15 protein-coding genes are annotated in these 17,011 nt (G+C 73.5%); 3 read left to right on the plus strand and 12 right to left on the minus strand.

Annotated features, from left to right (window positions below):
• Positions 1-67: 67 nt before the first annotated feature.
• Positions 68-1,654, plus strand: a complete 1,587-nt coding sequence (locus GA0070213_RS19345) for a beta-1,3-glucanase family protein (protein WP_091066252.1) — start codon at positions 68-70, stop codon at positions 1,652-1,654.
• Positions 1,655-1,711: 57 nt separating this feature from the next.
• Here the strand turns inward: GA0070213_RS19345 and GA0070213_RS19350 are convergent, their stop codons facing one another.
• On the minus strand, positions 1,712-2,935 hold the full coding sequence (locus tag GA0070213_RS19350) for a multidrug effflux MFS transporter (protein ID WP_091066257.1): 1,224 nt from the start codon (positions 2,933-2,935) through the stop codon (positions 1,712-1,714).
• Positions 2,936-3,079: 144 nt separating this feature from the next.
• On the opposite strand from GA0070213_RS19350, the gene GA0070213_RS19355 reads away from it, so the two are divergent.
• Together GA0070213_RS19355 and GA0070213_RS19360 are read left to right on the plus strand one after the other, a co-directional pair.
• Positions 3,080-3,673, plus strand: a complete 594-nt coding sequence (locus tag GA0070213_RS19355; RefSeq protein WP_091066260.1) for a TetR/AcrR family transcriptional regulator — start codon at positions 3,080-3,082, stop codon at positions 3,671-3,673.
• The gene (locus GA0070213_RS19360) at positions 3,673-4,335 is read left to right on the plus strand and encodes a lysophospholipid acyltransferase family protein (RefSeq protein WP_091066828.1); all 663 of its coding nucleotides are present in this window, start codon (positions 3,673-3,675) and stop codon (positions 4,333-4,335) included. The genes GA0070213_RS19355 and GA0070213_RS19360 overlap by 1 nt, the downstream gene beginning before the upstream one ends.
• Positions 4,336-4,381: 46 nt before the next feature.
• On the opposite strand, the gene GA0070213_RS19365 is transcribed toward GA0070213_RS19360, so the two are convergent.
• The 11 genes from GA0070213_RS19365 to GA0070213_RS19415 form a co-directional block, all read right to left on the minus strand.
• A complete protein-coding gene (locus tag GA0070213_RS19365; RefSeq protein WP_139128700.1) occupies positions 4,382-5,968 on the minus strand; it encodes a tannase/feruloyl esterase family alpha/beta hydrolase in 1,587 nt (528 codons plus the stop codon).
• Positions 5,969-6,086: 118 nt separating this feature from the next.
• Positions 6,087-7,292, minus strand: coding sequence for a CaiB/BaiF CoA transferase family protein (locus GA0070213_RS19370; RefSeq protein WP_091066266.1), 1,206 nt, complete (start codon positions 7,290-7,292; stop codon positions 6,087-6,089).
• Between the two features lie 2 nt (positions 7,293-7,294).
• Positions 7,295-8,764 carry a dihydroorotase gene (locus GA0070213_RS19375; RefSeq protein ID WP_091066267.1) on the minus strand — a complete coding sequence of 490 codons (1,470 nt, stop codon included), beginning with the start codon at positions 8,762-8,764 and terminating at the stop codon, positions 7,295-7,297.
• Positions 8,761-10,164, minus strand: coding sequence for an FAD-dependent oxidoreductase (locus tag GA0070213_RS19380; protein ID WP_091066270.1), 1,404 nt, complete (start codon positions 10,162-10,164; stop codon positions 8,761-8,763). Before GA0070213_RS19380 ends, GA0070213_RS19375 begins: the two co-directional genes overlap by 4 nt.
• The gene (locus GA0070213_RS19385; RefSeq protein ID WP_091066832.1) at positions 10,164-10,805 is read right to left on the minus strand and encodes an aspartate/glutamate racemase family protein; all 642 of its coding nucleotides are present in this window, start codon (positions 10,803-10,805) and stop codon (positions 10,164-10,166) included. The genes GA0070213_RS19380 and GA0070213_RS19385 overlap by 1 nt, the downstream gene beginning before the upstream one ends.
• A gap of 9 nt (positions 10,806-10,814) precedes the next feature.
• A complete protein-coding gene (locus tag GA0070213_RS19390) occupies positions 10,815-12,149 on the minus strand; it encodes an MmgE/PrpD family protein (RefSeq protein ID WP_091066274.1) in 1,335 nt (444 codons plus the stop codon).
• Position 12,150: 1 nt separating this feature from the next.
• Entirely contained in the window at positions 12,151-12,852 is a 702-nt protein-coding gene (locus tag GA0070213_RS19395; protein ID WP_091066278.1) for an ABC transporter ATP-binding protein, read from the minus strand.
• Complete coding sequence (locus GA0070213_RS19400) at positions 12,839-13,570, minus strand: ABC transporter ATP-binding protein (RefSeq protein WP_091066281.1); 732 nt, start codon at positions 13,568-13,570, stop codon at positions 12,839-12,841. The genes GA0070213_RS19395 and GA0070213_RS19400 overlap by 14 nt, the downstream gene beginning before the upstream one ends.
• Positions 13,567-14,616: a branched-chain amino acid ABC transporter permease gene (locus GA0070213_RS19405; protein WP_091066284.1), complete on the minus strand. Its 1,050-nt coding sequence runs from the start codon at positions 14,614-14,616 to the stop codon at positions 13,567-13,569. The genes GA0070213_RS19400 and GA0070213_RS19405 overlap by 4 nt, the downstream gene beginning before the upstream one ends.
• Positions 14,613-15,641 carry a branched-chain amino acid ABC transporter permease gene (locus tag GA0070213_RS19410; RefSeq protein WP_217628635.1) on the minus strand — a complete coding sequence of 343 codons (1,029 nt, stop codon included), beginning with the start codon at positions 15,639-15,641 and terminating at the stop codon, positions 14,613-14,615. The genes GA0070213_RS19405 and GA0070213_RS19410 overlap by 4 nt, the downstream gene beginning before the upstream one ends.
• Positions 15,638-16,885 carry an ABC transporter substrate-binding protein gene (locus tag GA0070213_RS19415; RefSeq protein WP_091066288.1) on the minus strand — a complete coding sequence of 416 codons (1,248 nt, stop codon included), beginning with the start codon at positions 16,883-16,885 and terminating at the stop codon, positions 15,638-15,640. The genes GA0070213_RS19410 and GA0070213_RS19415 overlap by 4 nt, the downstream gene beginning before the upstream one ends.
• Positions 16,886-17,011: the final 126 nt, after the last annotated feature.

Here is a 17,011-nt window from a genome sequence, read left to right on the forward strand (position 1 = left end):
ACATTGGTCGCAAACGGACGCTGAGAGAGCGCTCTCCCCCGCTCTCCCCACCACCACGAGGTGTCCCATGCGTCTCCGGAAACGGCTGCTCACCGCCGCATCGACAGTGCTTGTCGCGCTGGGCAGCGGCCCACCCCTGGCCGCGCCCGCGCAGGCGGTCGGCCCGACCCTGCTGCCCGTCACCGTCACCAACACCACCGGACGCGCCGACGCCGTGCACCTCTACGTCATCGGCACCCAGCTCTCCACCGGCCGGCTCGGCTACGTGACCGCGGTCGGCGCCTTCGTGCCCTGGACCGGCGGGCAGATCCCGCCGTCGCCCGCGCCTGACGTCTCCATCCCCGGTCCCGGCAACGGCGGCAGCACCACCCTCCAGTTCCCCCGAGGCTTCTCCGGCCGGGTCTACTTCGCCCTCGGGCAGAAGCTGACGTTCCTGCTCACCCCGGACGGCCTCGTGCAACCCGCACCGTGGGCGGCCGGTGACGCCAACCGGGACGTCCTCTTCGACTGGAGCGAGTTCACCTACAACGACGCGGGTCTGTGGCTCAACAGCTCCCAGGTCGACATGTTCGCGGTGCCGCACGCGGTGACCGTGACCGGCGCGAACGGCGCCACCCGGCGCACCGGCGACCCGGTGGCGAACGGACGCAACGCGGTCATCGACGGGATCCGGGCCCAACCGGGCTGGGCCGGCACCGTCCAGACCCGCTCCGACGGCACCGTGCTGCGCGTGCTGGCCCCGGGCAAGGCGGCCGGCGCCGGGCTGCTCAGCACCACCTACCTCGACTCCTACATCGCCGCCGCCTGGAACGCGTACACCACGAGGACACTGACCGTGGCGCCCTTCACCGACCAGCCGAACGTCCGCTACCTCGGCCGGACCACCGGCGACACGATGACGTTCACCAACGGCAGCGGCCAGGTGGTCGCCTCGTTCCGGCGGCCCTCGTCGGCGAGCGTGTGGGGCTGCGACGGCGACCTGCCCGCGCCGAACGACCAGGTGGTCGGCCCGATCTCGCGTACGCTCTGCGCCGCGCTGAACCGCGGCACGCTCGGCACGGTCGATACCCAGCCCAGCACCGACGCCGCCGCGTTCTACCGCAACTCCCCCACCAACCAGTACGCCCGGCTGATCCACGCCAACATGGCCGATGGGAAGGCGTACGCCTTCGCCTTCGACGACGTCGGCGCGTTCGAGTCGCTGGTGCACGACGGCGACCCCCGCGCCGCCGGCCTGATCCTCAGCCCGTTCGGCGGCGGAACCACCAGCACCTCGGGCGCGATCGTCAGCAGCCTGAACGGCAAGTGCGTCGACGTGCCCAGCTCGAACTTCGTCGACCGCGCCCCGCTGCAGATGTGGACCTGCAACAACACCGGCGCGCAGCGGTGGACGTTCGACGGTTCGGCGGTGCGCAGCCAGAACGGCACGTGCATGGACGTCGACGGCGGCGCGACCGCCAACGGCGCGGTCGTCCAGCTCTACGCCTGCAACGGCACCGGGGCCCAGCAGTTCACCCTCACCGCGGCCGGTGACCTGGTCAACCCCCAGGCCAACAGGTGCGTCGACATCAAGGACCGCAACCCGGGCGACGGCGCCCGGCTGCAGTTGTGGGACTGCTCCGGCACCCCCAACCAGCGGTGGCGCAAGGGCTGACCGCTCGTCCGGGAAGTGACGGGGCCCGACCGCAGCCGGGCCCCGTCGCCCGCGTCGTCAGTGCACGGCCACCACCGCCGGAGCCGGTTCCAGGCCGGCGAGTCGGGACGGGCGCACGACGACCAGCAGCACGGCCAGCGCGGCCACCATCCCGCCGGCCACCACCAGCGCCATCGCCACCGCCCCGGTGCCCAGCACGCCGACCAGCGGGGCGGCCACCGCGCCCACGCCGAACTGCACGGCGCCGAGCAGCGCGGACGCGGTGCCGGCCGCCTCGCCGTGGCGGGACAGCGCCAGCGCCGGGGCGTTCGGCATCGCCAGGCCCGCCGCCGCCAGCACCACCCACAACGACACCAGCAGGGCGGGCAGGCCACCGACGTTCGTCGCGGCGAACGCCACCAGGGCCAGCCCGGCCAGCGTCCCCACGCCCAGCGAGGCGGCCAGGATCCGCTGCGGCGGGTAGCGGCGCAGCAGCCGCACGTTGTACTGGGTCGCGCCGATCAGGCCGATCGCCCCGGCCCCGAACGCCAGCGCGAACTGCTGCTCGTCCAGCCCGTAGCTCTGCTGCAGCACGAACGACGAACCGGCCACGTACGCGAACAACGCCGCCATGGCCAGGCCGGCGACCAGGACCAGCCCCACGAACACGCGGTCGCGCAGCAGCGATCCGTAGAGCGAGATCGTCGCGACGACGCCACCGCGCCGGCGACGCTCGGGCGCGAGCGTCTCCGGCAGGCCGATCGAGGCGACCACCACCAGCAGCACGCCGATGGCGGCCAGCGCGACGAACACGCCGCGCCAGTCCGTCCAGCGCAGCACGCCCCCGCCCAGGGTCGGGGCGAGGATCGGGGCCGCGCCCATCACCAGCAGCAGCCGGGAGAGCAGCGTGGCGAACGCCGCACCGCTGAACAGGTCGCGGACCACCGCCATCGCGACCACCGCGGTGGCGGCGACGCCGAGGCCCTGCACCACCCGCAGCGCGCCGAGCACGGCGACGTTCGGCGCGACGACGCAGAGCGACGACGCCACGACGTGCAGCGCCAGCCCGGCGATCAGCGGGCGGCGCCGTCCGACGGCGTCCGACAGCGGCCCGATCAGCAGCTGGCCGACCGCGAGCCCGGCGAGCGTGCCGGTGAGGGTCAACTGGACCGCCGCCGAGGTGGTCGCGAAGTCCGCGACGATCGCGGGCAACGCGGGCAGGTACATGTCGATGGTCAGGGGGCCCACCGCGATGAGCGAACCGAGGACCACGACGAGCCGCAGTCGCTGCCCGCGGCTCATCAGGTCACCCGGCGTCGGGGTGGAATTCGGCGTAACAGTCACACCTGGGTTCAGGCCACGGCCCGGCGACCTGATTCCCGTACCGGCGAGAGGTGACCCGGCTCACCGGTAGACAGTGTCTACTGGCCCTGGTAGACACTGTCCATGCCGCAGCCGGACCGCGACCTTCAGGCACGTCTCGTGCGCGTCGGCGTCGAGCTGCTGGAGCGGGAGGGCCCCGACGCCCTGACGTTGCGGGAGATCGCCCGCCGCGCCGGCGTCTCCCACGGCGCCCCGCGGCGCCACTTCCCGACCCACTCCGCCCTGCTGGCGGCCATCGCGCGGGAGGGCTACCAGCACCTGGGGCGCGAGGTCGCGGAGACGATCGACAACACCGATCCGGATCCGCACCAGCAGTTGCTCGCCCTGGGCCGCCTCTACCTGCGGTTCGCGCGCACCCACCACGGCATGTTCGCCCTGATGTTCCGACACGACCTGCTGCGGGGCAACGGCATCGGGCTGCGGGACGCCAGCGACCACCTCTTCGGCGTCCTGGTCGACCTGGTCGCCCGGGCCCGACCCGAGCTGACCGGTACGCCGACCGCACCGGTCGTGGCCGGCGCGCTCTGGGCCAACCTGCACGGCATCGCCGCGCTCCGGCAGTGGGGCAGCCTCCAGCTCATGGTGCGCGACGACGACGTCGAACCGCTGCTGCGCGCCGCCCTGGCGGCCCACCTCGATCGGAGGATCACGTGCTGATGCAGACGGGCACCCGACTGGTGCTGGCCCCGCTGAGCCGGCTCGCCTTCCGGCCGGTGGTCGAGGGGCGGGACAACGTCCCGCGGCACGGCCCGGTGATCCTGGCCGCCAATCACCTCTCGTTCCTCGACAGCGTGGTGATCCCGCTGGTGGCACCCCGTCCGGTCGCCTTCCTGGCCAAGGACGACTACTTCCGGCAGCCGGGCGTCAAGGGGTGGCTGACCCGCACCTGCCTCACCGCGATCGACGCCATCGCGGTGGAGCGCGGCGGGCACCGGTCGGCCCAGGCGTCGCTGCGGGTGGCGCTCGGCGTGCTCGCCGCCGGGCGCGCGTTCGGCATCCACCCGGAGGGCAGCCGGTCCCGCGACGGGCGGCTCTACCGCGGCCGCACCGGGGTCGCCTGGCTCGCGCTCGCCTCCGGCGCGCCGGTGGTCCCGGTCGCCCTGCTCGGCACCGACCGCATCCAACCCGTCGGCGCCCGACTGCCCCGGCCCGGGCGCATCACCGTGCGGTTCGGCACGCCGCTGCACGTCACCCGGCAGGCCGCCGGCAGCGGCGGGCAGGCCCGGCGGGCGGTCACCGACGAGATCATGACCGCCATCCAGAAGCTGTCCGGCCAGGAGGTCGCCGATCGGTACAACGACCCGCACTCCCCGAGCTGACCGGAGCCGGGCCCGCGCGTCTCGCCCGGGCCCGGCTCCGTCGCGGTCAGCCCCGGCCGCGCGGGCCGAGCACCGGCTTCCAGTTGGCCGCCGCGTTCGGGTCACCGCTGCCGTCGTAGCGCGCCCGCAGGGGGTACGCGTAGACCGGCCGTTCCATCGTGGTCGCGCCACCGCCGACCTTGGCGGCCAGCACGGAGGTCGGCGCCGTGCCCCGCTCGGTCCAGGCGCGGATCGCGCCGAGCCAGTCGACCCGGTCCGGACCGGGCCCGCCGGCGCAGTGGTAGACGCCGGGCAGCAGGTAGAGCCGGGCGAACTGCTGGGTACGGGCCAGCGAGCCGTACCGCTCCACCACGTCCTCGTAGTACTGAACGGTGCCGAACGGGGTGATCAGCGGGTCGGCCAGGCCGTGGTAGAGCATCAGCTTGCCACCCGAGCGGCGGAACGCGTCCAGGTTCGTGGTGTCGGCGTTGTAGACCTTGGCCATCGTGCGTAGCCGGGCCGCGTCCCGGTTCGGGTCGAAGTCGCGCAGCGAGTAGGTGGGCCCCGGGTCGGTCGGGAACGCCAGGTAGCGCAGGACCTGTTCGGCGTACGCACCGCCGCCGCTGAGCCCGGTCGGCGAGGTGCTGATGTCGGCGCCGACCCAACCGCCCTCCGAGCCGAGCGGCAGCCCGCCCGGGTACAGCTCGCGGCCCCGGTCGTCGCGCGGGCTGTCGTACCACTTCTTCACCACCGCGACCTGTGCGGCGCTGAGGCAGCCCGGCGCGGCCGTGGCGTCCGGGCAGAGCAGCGTCGCCGGGTCGAACCGGCAGCTGCGCGGGTCGTCGACCACGCCGTCGGCGACCGGCCCGTCGCACGCCTCCCGCACGCCCCGGGCGACCACGGCCGCGGCGGCCGCGTCGACGATCTGGCGGAAGTCGGCGTCCCGGTTCTGCAGCTCGCGCACCCCCTGGGAGAGCGGGGCCAGGTAGTTCTGCCGGTTGGCCGGCGCGCCGGCCACGATCCCGTCGAAGTCGCCCGGCCAGCGCTGCGCCTCGATCAACGCCTGCCGGCCACCGGTCGAGCAGCCCACGAAGTAGGCGTACGCGGGCGTGTGGCGGGTCGTGGCCTTGAGCGCGGCCTTGGCGGCCAGCGCGGTCAGGTGCTCGGAGAGGTAGCCCCAGGTGTTCTGGGCGGCGGTGTTGCCGAACGCGAACGAGGCGTCCGCGCCGCTCCCGACGTGGCCGGTGTCGTCGGAGGCTACCGCGTAGCCGAGGTCGACGGTGCCGTCACCGGCGGTGCCGGCGGTCGGGATGCTGCCGCAGAAGCCGCCGCCACCCAGCTGGACGTAGCGGCGGTTCCAGTCGGCCGGCACCTGCAGGCGGAGCTGGACGACGGAGGTGCTGCCGTCGCCCGCGCGGACCGTGACGCCGGCCCGTACGTCGCAGTAGGACGCGCCGGCCGCGGTGCGGCCGGTGGTGACGGAGGTGACCGCCGTCGGGTGGCCGACGGCGCGGCCGAGGTTCCCGACGGCGGCGGCGGAGCAGTCGAGTCGGGGCTTCGGTTTGCCATGGGCGAGGGCGGGGCCGGGTGATCCGGCGACGACGAGGCCGGCCGCGACGGCCAGGCCGATGGGGAGACGGAACCTGCGGAGCACGAAGGCCTCCAGTGTTTCGCTGAGCGGAACGTGGCCCATCGACCACGACCGGGAGGACGACGCTAGGGCGGGGGCGACGAGCTGTCAATATCCATGACCTTCGTTCCGCTGAGCGGAACTAGCCCAGTACGCCCCGATCCCGCAGCTCCGCCAACTCCGCCGCCGACAGACCCAGCTCGTCGCCGAGGACCGCGTCGGTGTCGGCGCCCGGTGCCCGCCCGGTGAACCGGATCCGTCCCGGCGTCCGGCTCATCCGCCAGAGCGTGTTCTGCATCCGGATCGGACCCAGGTCCGGGTCGTCCACGGTGGTGACCAGGTCCAACGCGCGCACCTGCGGATCATCGAGCAGCTCGCTCGGCCGGTACACCGGACCCACCGCGGCTCCCGCCTCCTCGAACGCGCGCAGCACCTCCGCCCGGTCGCGCGCCCCGATCCAGTCACCCACGTAGCCGTCGAGCAGTTCGGCGTGCTGCGCCCGCTGCCGGCCGGTGGCGAACCACGGCTCGTCGATCACCTCCGGGTGGCCGACCAGGGTGAGCACCCGCCGGGCGATGCTGTCGGCGCTGGTGGAGATCGCCACCCAGTGCCCGTCGGCGGTGCGGTACGTGTTGCGCGGCGCGTTGTTGGCCGACCGGTTGCCGGTGCGCTGCTGGTCGATGCCGAGCTGGTCGGCGTAGATCACGCCCGGCCCCACCGCGGTCATGATGGGGGTGAGCAGGTCCAGGTCGATCTCCTGCCCCCGGCCGTCCTTCTCCCGCTGGAACAACGCCATCGAGACCGCCGCCGCCCCCGCCATGCCGGCGATGGAGTCGGCCAGGCCGAACGCCGGCAGCGTCGGTGGGCCGTCCGGCTCACCGGTCAGGTGCGCGAAGCCGCTCATCGCCTCGACCAGCGTGCCGAAGGCCGGCCGCGCGGCGTACGGGCCGGACTGGCCGAAGCCGGTGACCCGCAGCAGGATCAGTCCCGGGTTGTCGGCGCAGAGCGCCTCGTAGCCGAGCCCCCAGCGCTCCAGCGTGCCCGGCCGGAAGTTCTCGATCACCACGTCGGCGGTGGCCGCGAGCCTCCGGAAGATCTCCGCGCCGGCCGGGTCACCGAGATAGAGCCCGACCGTCCGCTTGTTGCGGGCGATCATCTTCCACCACAGCGGCTGGTCGTCCCTGGCCAGCCCGTGCCCGCGCATGCCGTCGCCCCGGGTCGGATGCTCGATCTTGATCACCTCGGCGCCGAAGTCGCCGAGCACCTGCGCCACCAGCGGACCGGCCAGGATGGTCGACGCGTCGAGCACCCGCAGGCCGGCCAGCGGCCCGTCGTTTCCCTCGGACATGGTCACCCCTGGTACGGACGGTGGACGTAGCGGCCGTTCGGGGCGCCGACGACGTTCCCGGCGTCCAGCACGCGCTGCCCCCGGACCCAGGTGTCGGTGACCCGGGCGCCCAGCTCGAAGCCCTCGAACGGCGTGTACTCCTGGGTCGACACCGAGTCGGCGGCGTGCACGGTCCAGCTGGCGTTCTCCACCAGGCACAGGTCGGCGTCGAAACCGACAGCGAGCGTGCCCTTGCCGGGCAGGCCGTAGCGGCGGGCCGGGTTCCACGCGAGCAGCTGCGCGATCCGCTGGTGCGACAGGCCCCGCCTGCGCCCCTCGGAGACCAGGCCGGGCACCAGGTACTCGGCGCCGCCGAAGCCCGACTTCGCGGCGAAGACGTCCTCGCGCGCGTCGCCGAACTTCATCTCGTCCTTGCAGCACGCGTGGTCGCTGACCACCCAGTCGACGCTGCCGTCGAGCACGTACTCCCAGAGCGCCTCCACGTCCTCGCGCGGGCGCAGCGGCGGGTTCACCTTGCCGCCCAGGCCGTGCGCGGTGTCCACGTCGGCGAGCAGGTGACCGATGGTGACCTCGCGGCGGAAGTCGACGTGCGGGAACGTGTTCGCCATCAGCATCGCGGCCCGCAACGCCTTACGGGACGAGAGGTGCAGCAGGTTGATGTTGGGCAGCCCGGTCTCGTCGGCCAGGAACGCCGCGATCGTCACCGCGAGCCCCTCCGAGTGCGGCGGCCGCGACGCGCTGTAGGCGGCCAGGCCGGACAGCGACGGGTCCTGCTCGACCAGTCGGGTGTAGGCGGTCATGATCTCGGCGGTCTCGCAGTGCAGCGACAGCGACAGGTGCGGCGCGGCCTCGGTCAGCTTCTCCCGGGCCGCCTGCACGCCGCGCATCACGAACTCGAAGTGGGCGAGGTCGTACCGCTCCCCCGGCGGGATCATCAGGAACGAGCTCTGGTCGCTGGAGCGCCCGTGCAGCCCGTGGCTGCCGTAGAACATGAAGATCTTGAAGGAGGTGACGCCGAAGTTCTCCACGATCGACGGGATCTCGTCGATGTGCTCCCGCATCATCGGCGCCAGGTGGAATCCGTAGTCGATGTACGAGCGCCCCTCGGAGGCGGACAGCACGTGCGGGAAGAACTCGGCGTACGAGCCGCCCCGGTTGAGGTAGTACTGACCGGTCCGCATGTAGGTCAGCCCGGTGGTCACGCCGCCCTGCGCGCTGGCCCGGCTCTCCGTCCCGGTGTCCTCGGCCAGTGGGTTGTAGATGCCCCAGTGCTGGTGCGCGTCGACCGCGCCCGGGTACGCGAACCGACCGCGACCGTCCACCACGACCTGCGCCTCGTCGACCGGGATGTCGGCCTCCAGCCGCACCACCTTGCCGCCGGCGATGCCGATGTCGAGCCGGTCGCCGTCCGGCGAGCCGGCGTCGGGCCGCACCACGGTGACGTTCCTGATCAGGGTTTCCAGCGGTTTCATGCGCTTCCTTCCGTGGTTCGGGCGGTGCGGGTCTCCGTGGCGCGGGCGACGTGGTTCGCCGCGAGGTAGGCGAGGCCGAGCGCGGGCAGCAGGCCGTTGCCGGCGAGGTAGCCGGCCGCGCCGTGGCCGGAGATGCCCGCCGCCGCCCCGCCGGAGGCGTAGAGGCCGGGGATCGGCGCGCCGTCCCGGCGCAGCACCCGGGCGTCCCCGTCGACCACCAGGCCACCCTGGGTGTGGAAGAGCGCCGGCACCACCCGGGCGGTGAGGTACGGCGGCTCCAGCGGCGCCTCGAAGGAGGTACGGCCGAACCGGTCGGCGCGCTCGCCACGCGCCACCGCGGCGGTCTCGGCGAGTTCCGCGGTCACCGCCTCGGCCGGCAGCCCGGTCACCGAGGCCAGGGCGGCGGCGTCCGGCGCCTCCCGCAGCGCGCCCGACTCCACGCTCTGCCGGAAGTCGGTGAACGCCAGGCAGGCGTCGTGGATCCGGCGGTCCAGCACCAGCCAGCCGAACGCGTCCGGGCGGGCCGCGAGCGCGGCGGCGTACTCGGAGTAGCCGGTCGTCTCGTCGCCGAACCGCCGGCCGGTGGCGTCCAGCAGGACGCCGCCGTGCATCACTGTCGCCCAGCCGACGAGCGTCGCGGCGCCCGCCGAGAGCGCGGCGTGCCCCTGGTACGCGTCCAGGAACGCGCTCTGCGCCCCGAGTGCCGTGCCGATCCGCAGCGCGTCGCCCCGGGACGTCTCGCTGCCGTGGTAGACCGCCGCGGCGATCTCCGGCAGGTGCTCGGCGACGAGCGTGCGGTCGGCGCCGTAGCCGTTGGTGGCCAGCAGCACGGCGCGGGTCGGGATCTCCTCGCGGGCGCCGTCCGGCCGCTCCACCACGGCCGCGTGCACCCCGTCGGCGTCGACGAGCACGTCGACGAGGCGGGCCGGCACCAGCACGTCCACGTCGTCGCCGTTCGCCCGCCGGAGCAGGTGGTCGAGCAGCACCGTGCCGTGCCGACCCTCGACGGTGTGGCAGCGGTCGACCGAGTGGCCCGGGTAGTGGAAGTCGGTGACCAGGGACAACTCCAGGCCGACGTGGTCGGCCAACCATTCGACCAGCTCGGCGCTCACCGCGCCGAGCGCGTGGGCGAGCCGCTGGTCACCCTGCCCACCGGTCTTGCGCGCGACGTCCGCCGCGAACCGCGCGGCCGAGTCGTCGATGCCGGCGGCCCGCTGCCACCGCGAGCCGGCGCCGGGGATCATCGCGGTCGACATCGAGGTGTTGTTGCCCCGGCGGAAGTGCTCGCTGGCCTCGACCACCAGCACGTCGAGGCCGAGCTGCGCGGCGCGCAGCGCGGCCACCAGGCCGCCGCCGGCCCCGGCGACCACCAGGTCGGGCCCGCTCACGTGCTCGCTCATCAGCGGGCCACCTCGCCCGCGCCGATCAGCCGCAGGGCCAGGGCGGTCGGGTCCACCACGCGCGCCGGCAGGCGGACGGCGGCCGGCACGTCCACCGCCGAGCAGCCGTTGAGCACGGTGCGCGCACCCCCGGCGGCCATCGTGCCGACGACGGCGCCGAGCGCGTCCGCCCAGCGGGCGGTGTCGGCGATCGCGTGCACGTCCAGGTCCAGCACCCGGACGTCGAGCAGGTCGGCCGACCACCCGTAGACCCGGGCCCGGTCCCCGATCTCGTCGGCGATCGCCCGGTTGCGGGCCACCGCGGCACACCGGCGTCCGGTCAGCACCGCCCAGCCGAGGCTGAGCCGCAACAGCCCGAAGACCGGCACCGGCAGGGTGCCGGCGAGGTCCGCCACGCCGGGGTCGAGGACGCAGTCCGGCAGCAGCCCGTCGAAGCCGGCCGGCGCGGCGCGCAAGGCCGCGACGACCAGCTCCTCGCTGCGGCGCACCTGGGCGTCGGTGTCCAGGGCGCGCGGCGCTTCCGGTCCGAGGTCGTGCAGCACCACCTCGACGCCGGGGGGCGCCAGCGCGGCGTAGCGCGCCTGCCGGCGGGCCAGTTCCTCGGCGTCGACGTGGATCGGGGTCACGGCGTAGATCCGCACGGTCATCTCCTAGATCTCGGCGAGCCGGCGCAGGTCGGGCGCGACGTCGGCGCTCTCGGCCAGGCCGGTGGCGACCGCGTGCACGGTCCGGACGGTGTCGGCGTCGAGCAGCCGGCCGAGCAGCGCGAGCACGTCGCCCTCGGCCATCGGGTGGTGGGCCGCGTCGCCGACCGGGTTGGGCACCTCGACCACCCGGGACGGCGCCCCGGCGGCGCGGACGGTGACCCGGGCCGCGCGCTCGTCGGGCAGCCGGGCGTCCAGGTCCGGCGCCACCCGCAGCACCACCCTCGCGGCCAGTGCGCGGACCCGCGGGTCGTCGCGCCGGTCCGCGGCGGAGACGGCGGGGTCGACGGTGCCGTGCACCAGCGCGGCGGCCACCACGAACGGCGTCGAGAAGAGCGCGGCCAGCCGGCTGTCCCACGTCGTGCGGCCCAGCCCGGCGGCCAGTGAGTGGGTCTCGACCAGGATCTCCTCGACGGCGTCGAGGTCCAGCCCGTCGGCGCGCACCAGCAGGGCCGCGTCGGCGGCCGGGTGGGTGAACGAGCACGCCGCGTGCCGCTTGAAGTAGCCGAGCCGCACGTCCCAGCGGGTGCCGAGACCGTCGGTGAGCGGCGCCGGGTCGAACCGGCCGAGCACGTCGCCGAGCGACACCGCGGGCGTGCCGGTGTTGCGGGCGACGCCGGCGGCGGCCATCCGCGCCGCCGACAGGCCGGACAGGTTGGACGCGCCCAACCAGGCGTCGCGAACCGGGTTGCCGTCCAGCGCGCTGGCGAAGTGCCCGGCCACCGGCAGGCCGGTGCCCGCGTCGATCGCCGCGGCGACACCGTCGGCGGGCAGGCCGAGCAGCCGGGCGCAGCCGGCCGCCGCGCCCGCGACGCCCCAGCTGCCGTGCGGGTGCGCGCCGGCCCGCAGCGTGGTGGCCCGGCCGAACCGCGCCGCCACCTCGTACGCCACCAGCAGCGCCGCCGCCGTCTCCGGACCGGGCGCGCCGAGGTCGGCGGCGAGCGCGAGCACCGCGGGCAACCCGTGCGCCGCCGGATGGCCCCGGGCGTACTTGTGTCCCTCGTCGAGTTCGAGACGGGCCATCGCCGTCGCGTTGAGCCACGCGGCCGCCTCGACGGTGGTGGTCGTGCCGCCGCCGACCAGCGGCGCCGGCCCGGGACCGGGACGCCACGCCCGGGCCAGCGCCCGCTGCTCGGCCTGCCGGGCGCCGACCACTGTCACCCCGAGCGAGTCGAGCAGCACCAGCGCGAGCCGGTCACGGGCGGCGTCCGGGACGTCGGCCCAGCGCAGCCCGGCGCCCCAGGCGCCGAGCCGGGCCACGGCCTCCACTGTGGACGACATGTCAGAGTCCGAGGTACGCGGCTCGGACCCGGTCGTCGCGGGCGAGTTCGGGTCCCGGGCCGTCGAGCACCAGGCTGCCGCTCTCCAGCACGTACGCCCGGTCGGCGAGGTTGAGCGCGTGCGCGGCGTTCTGCTCGACCAGCAGCACCGAGACGCCCCGGTCGCGGATCGCCTTGACCGCGTCGAGCACGGTCCAGGTCAGCTTCGGCGACAGTCCCGTCGACGGCTCGTCGAGCAGCAGCAGCTTCGGTCCGGCCATCAACGCCCGGCCGATCGCGAGCATCTGCTGCTGCCCGCCGCTGAGCGTCTCGGCGGCCTGGGCACGCCGCTCGGCGAGGATCGGGAACAGCTCGAAGACCTCGCGCAGCGGCTCGTCGAGCGGCTTGCGGCCACGCGTCCAGGCGCCCATCCGCAGGTTCTCCTCGACGCTGAGCGGACCGAACAGCGCCCGCCCCTCCGCCACGTGCAGCAGACCGCGACCGACCAGCTCGCTCGGGCGTACGCCGTCGGCCCGCCGGCCGTCGAACGTGACGGTGCCCCCGGTGGGCTTGATCAGCCCGGAGATCGCCTTGAGTGTGGTGGTCTTGCCGGCGCCGTTGGCGCCGACGATCGCCACGATCTCGCCCTCGGCGACCCGCAGGTCGAGCTGGTGCAGGATCTGCAGGCCGTGGTAGCCGGCGCTGAGCCCCTCAAGCGTGAGCATGCGGGTCCTCCCCGAGGTAGGCCTCGATGACCCGCGGGTCGCGGGTCACCTCCTCCGGCGCGCCGGTGGTGAGCACCCGGCCCAGGTCGAGCACGAGCACCGAGTCCGACAGCCGCATGACGGCCGCCATGATGTGCTCGACGAAGACGAGCGTGACGCCGTCGTCGGTACGCAGTTGTTCGAGCAGCTCCATCACCGGCGCCCGCTCCGCGGGCACCAGGCCGGCCAGCACCTCGTCCAGCAGCAGCACGCGCGGCTTGCTGGCCACGGCGCGGGCCAGCTCCAGCCGTTTGAGCGCGGCGGTGGGCAGGCCCTCGGTCGGCGCGTCGCGCCACCGACCGAGGCCGACCCGATCGATCAGTTCGGCGGCGGCGGTACGGGCGGTCCGCTTGGCGCCACCACCGGCGAGCACCGCGATGGTGACGTTCTCCAGCACGGTCATCGAGTAGAACGGCCGCATCAGCTGGAACGTGCGGGTCATGCCCGCGGCGGTGACCTGGTGCGGCGTATGCCCGGTGATCTCCCGACCGGCGAGGTGCACCCGGCCGGAGTCCGGCCGCAGCGCCCCGGCGATGAGGTTGAAGATGGTGGTCTTGCCGGCGCCGTTGGGCCCGATGACGCCGAGGATGCTGCCCTCGGCGACCTCGAAGCTCACCTCGTCGACCGCGCGCAGCCCCTGGAACGACTTGGAGATGCCGTCGACCCGCAGCAGTGTCATCGTCGGAACCACCTTTGCCGGATCGTGCCGTAGATGCCCTTCGGCAGCACCAGCACGATGATGATCAGCAACGTGCCGTAGACGATCACGTCGAGGCCGCTGCGCCCCTGCAGGAACTCCAGCCCGGCAGGCGGGTTGCGCAGCATCGTGGCGGTCACGTCGTTGAGCGGACCCATCACCACCGCGCCGATCACCGGGCCCCAGACGGTCGCCACGCCGCCGATCACCGCGGGCAGGATCGCCTGGATCGACACGCTCGACCCGAACGCCAGGTCGGGGTCGATGAACAGGAAGTACTGCACGTAGAAGGCGCCGGCGACCGCGGTGATCGCGGCGGAGAGCGCCATGGTCAGCAGCTTGTAGCGCATCACCGGGATGCCGACCGCGGCGGCCGCGTCCTCGTCGTCGCGGGCCGCCTTGGTGAACTGCCCGGCCCGGGAGCGGAGGTACAGCACGCTGACCACCAGCGCGACGACGGTGAGCGCGAGCGCGACCCAGAAGTAGTTCGGCGAGCTCGGCTCGAACTGCAGCCACCACCAGGAGGCCTCGGGGCGCAGCGGCACGTGGTAGCCGACCGCGCGGTTGACGAAGTCGCTGTTGGTGGCCCAGAGCCGGAGCATCTCGGCGAACGCGAACGTGGCCAGCGCGAAGTAGGCGCCGCGCAGCTTGTAGCGCAGCGCGAGGAAGCCGATCAGCGCGGCGAACGCCGCCGCGACCACCATGCCCGCGAGGATGCCGATCCACGGCGACACCCGGTGTTCGACCAGGAGCCAGGCGCTGGCGTACGCGCCGATGCCGAAGTAGGCCGCGTGGCCGAAGCTGAACATGCCGCCGAAGCCGCTCATCATGTTCCAGCCGATGCTCATCAGGGCGAAGATGAGCACCCGCACCGCGACCGAGGCCTGCGCCGGCGGAAGGATCAGCGGCAGCGGCACCAGCAGCACGGCGAGCACCGCGATGGCGATCAGGTGCCGGTTCCACGGCAGTCGGGGCAGCGGCCGGCCGGCCGCCGTCTCCGGTGCCGGCGGGGCGCTGGTGGCCGTCATGCCGACCTCCCGAAGAGTCCCTGCGGACGCAGGAAGAGCACGAGCACGAAGACGATGAAGACCGACAGCAGCGGTGACTGCCCGGGCAGGTAGATGCCGCCGAGCTGCTCGGCCAGGCCGATGACCAGGCCGCCGACCAGCGCGCCGACCACGTTGCCCATGCCGCCCAGCACGACCACCACGAAGGCCACGATGTTGAACAGCGCGCCGGTGGTGGGTTCGATGGTGACCAGCGGCGCGACGAGCGTGCCGGCGGCACCGGCGCAGGCGGTGCCGAGCGCGAACGTCACCGCGTAGATCACCCGGGTGTCGATGCCGACCAGTTGCGCGCCGGTGTCGTTGGCGGCCACCGCGCGGATCGCCGTGCCGAGTCGGGTGCGTTGCAGCAGCAGGTAGAGCAGCCCGGCCAGCAGCAGCGCGCCGACGAAGGCGAGGATGCGGGACAGGTTGGCCACCGCCTCGAAGATCGGCACGCCGCGGTCGCCGGGCAGCGGCACCGACCGCGGGTTGGCGCCGAAGAACAGCAACAGCGCGTTCTCGATGATCAGCGAGATGCCGAGCGTGATCAGCAGCTGGTTCTCCAGCGGCTTGCCCATCGCGCCGGCCAGGATGCCGCGCTGCACGAGCACGCCGAGCAGGAACATCGCCGGCACGCTGACCGCGAGCGCGAGATAGGGATGCAGACCGGCCTGAGCCAGCCCGAAGGTGAGGAACAGGGCCAGCGCCAGGAAGCTGCCGTGCGCGAAGTTGACGATGTCGAGGACGCCGAAGATCAGCGTGAGGCCCATCGCGATCAGCCCGTAGACGCCGCCGATCAGGACGCCGGTGGCGACCGCCTGGACGACGACCACCCCGCTGCCGGAACGGACGTACGCGAGCACGACGGCGACCACGATCAGCGCGGTGATCACCGCGATCCGCCGCCACGGCACGGCGCGGCCGGCGGGCGCGCGTGCCTCGTCGGGGTCCAGGGTCGCCACGTCGCCGGCGGCGGCGACGTGGCCCTGGTCGGCCGGCGAGGTCACCGGCTCGTGAAGGCGGGGTAGACCGGCTTGGTCTCCGCCTTGTCGGCCGGGAACACCTGCTTGACCGCGCCGCCCTGGACCTGCATGAGGATCGGCGTGGCGTTCTCGTTCTCGCCGGTCGGGCCGAACGTGATCGGGCCGTTGCCGGCGATCAGGGTCGGCACCGAGCCCTCGGCGATGGCGTCGCGCACCTTGGCCGGTTCGGTGCCGCCGGAACGCTCCAGCGCGTCGGCGATCACCTTCACCGAGTCGTACGCCAGCACCGCGCCGGTGCGGATCGCGTCGTTGTAGCGCTCCTGGTAGAGCTTGGCCAGCGCCTGCATGTCGGCGTTGGTCATGTCGGCGTGGTAGTTCGCGTCGAAGAAGCCCTCGGCCGCGGCGCCCGCCTCCTTCGGGAACTGCGGGAGGTCGAACGCGCCGTTGGCGACGCCGTAGACCGCGTTGAGGGCCGGCGGCTTGACGGTGGCGACGGCCTTGGCCGCCAGCACCCCGTCCCGGTAGTAGCCGGCCACCATCAGCACGTCGGCGCCGCTGGCCTTGACCTGGGTGACCTGGGTGGTGAGGTCGGAGACGTTGGCGGCGTCGTAGGCGATCGCCGGACCGACCTTGATGCCGGCCTTCTCCGCCTCGGCCTTGAAGGCGTCGCGCACGGCGCTGCCGAACGGGCCCTGCTCGTGCAGCACGGCCACCGTCCTGACCGGCTTACCGGCCGCCTTGGCCACCTGGTCGAGGAACTGCGCCCCGGCGGTGCCGAGCACTGTGGAGCTGGGCTGCACCCGGAACGTGTACTTGTAGCCCTGGGCGAGGATCGAGTCGGCGCTGGACACGTCGATGACCAGTGGCACCTTGTTGCGTTCGGCCACGGTGGACACGTTCGCGGTGACCGCGCTCTGGTAGGTGCCGACCAGGCCGACCGCGCCGTCGGAGACGAGGCGCTGGGCCTCGCTCTGGCCGACCTCCGGCTTGCCCTGGGTGTCGGCGCTGACCAGCTCCAGCTTCTTGCCGCCCTGGGCCTTGATCCCACCGGCGTTGTTGATGGCCTCCACGGCCAGCTTCGCTCCGTTGTCCATCTGCTGCCCGTCGGCGGCGGACGCGCCGCTCAGCGGGTGCAGGGATCCGATTTTGATCGTGTCGCCCGACTGCGCGCCGCCACCGTTGCTCGTGCCGGCGGGCCCCGACCCACCACACGCGGCGAGGGCCAGCGGCAGGGTCAGGGCGAGGCTCAGGGTCCAGGTCTTCCTCATGATGTCAGCTCCTGGGGTGACCGTGTTCCGCCGCACGGAACATCGCATGGGGCATGATGCTGGCACTGCCCGCCTACCTGGTCAAGAGTTCATCGAGGAATCTTCTTAATCCCAGCGTGGAGCCAT

The sequence above is a fragment of the Micromonospora humi genome, assembly GCF_900090105.1.
Classification (GTDB): Bacteria; Actinomycetota; Actinomycetes; order Mycobacteriales; family Micromonosporaceae; genus Micromonospora; species Micromonospora humi.

Excerpts from the sequence above, each read along its gene's own strand:
- GA0070213_RS19375 (WP_091066267.1), bottom strand. The coding sequence starts at position 8,764 with ATGAAACCGCTGGAAACCCTGATCAGGAACGTCACCGTGGTGCGGCCC.
- GA0070213_RS19380 (WP_091066270.1), bottom strand. The coding sequence starts at position 10,164 with ATGAGCGAGCACGTGAGCGGGCCCGACCTGGTGGTCGCCGGGGCCGGC.
- GA0070213_RS19350 (WP_091066257.1), bottom strand. The coding sequence starts at position 2,935 with ATGAGCCGCGGGCAGCGACTGCGGCTCGTCGTGGTCCTCGGTTCGCTC.
- GA0070213_RS19400 (WP_091066281.1), bottom strand. The coding sequence starts at position 13,570 with ATGACACTGCTGCGGGTCGACGGCATCTCCAAGTCGTTCCAGGGGCTG.
- GA0070213_RS19345 (WP_091066252.1), top strand. The coding sequence starts at position 68 with ATGCGTCTCCGGAAACGGCTGCTCACCGCCGCATCGACAGTGCTTGTC.
- GA0070213_RS19355 (WP_091066260.1), top strand. The coding sequence starts at position 3,080 with ATGCCGCAGCCGGACCGCGACCTTCAGGCACGTCTCGTGCGCGTCGGC.
- GA0070213_RS19360 (WP_091066828.1), top strand. The coding sequence starts at position 3,673 with ATGCAGACGGGCACCCGACTGGTGCTGGCCCCGCTGAGCCGGCTCGCC.
- GA0070213_RS19415 (WP_091066288.1), bottom strand. The coding sequence starts at position 16,885 with ATGAGGAAGACCTGGACCCTGAGCCTCGCCCTGACCCTGCCGCTGGCC.
- GA0070213_RS19405 (WP_091066284.1), bottom strand. The coding sequence starts at position 14,616 with ATGACGGCCACCAGCGCCCCGCCGGCACCGGAGACGGCGGCCGGCCGG.
- GA0070213_RS19390 (WP_091066274.1), bottom strand. The coding sequence starts at position 12,149 with ATGTCGTCCACAGTGGAGGCCGTGGCCCGGCTCGGCGCCTGGGGCGCC.
- GA0070213_RS19370 (WP_091066266.1), bottom strand. The coding sequence starts at position 7,292 with ATGTCCGAGGGAAACGACGGGCCGCTGGCCGGCCTGCGGGTGCTCGAC.
- GA0070213_RS19395 (WP_091066278.1), bottom strand. The coding sequence starts at position 12,852 with ATGCTCACGCTTGAGGGGCTCAGCGCCGGCTACCACGGCCTGCAGATC.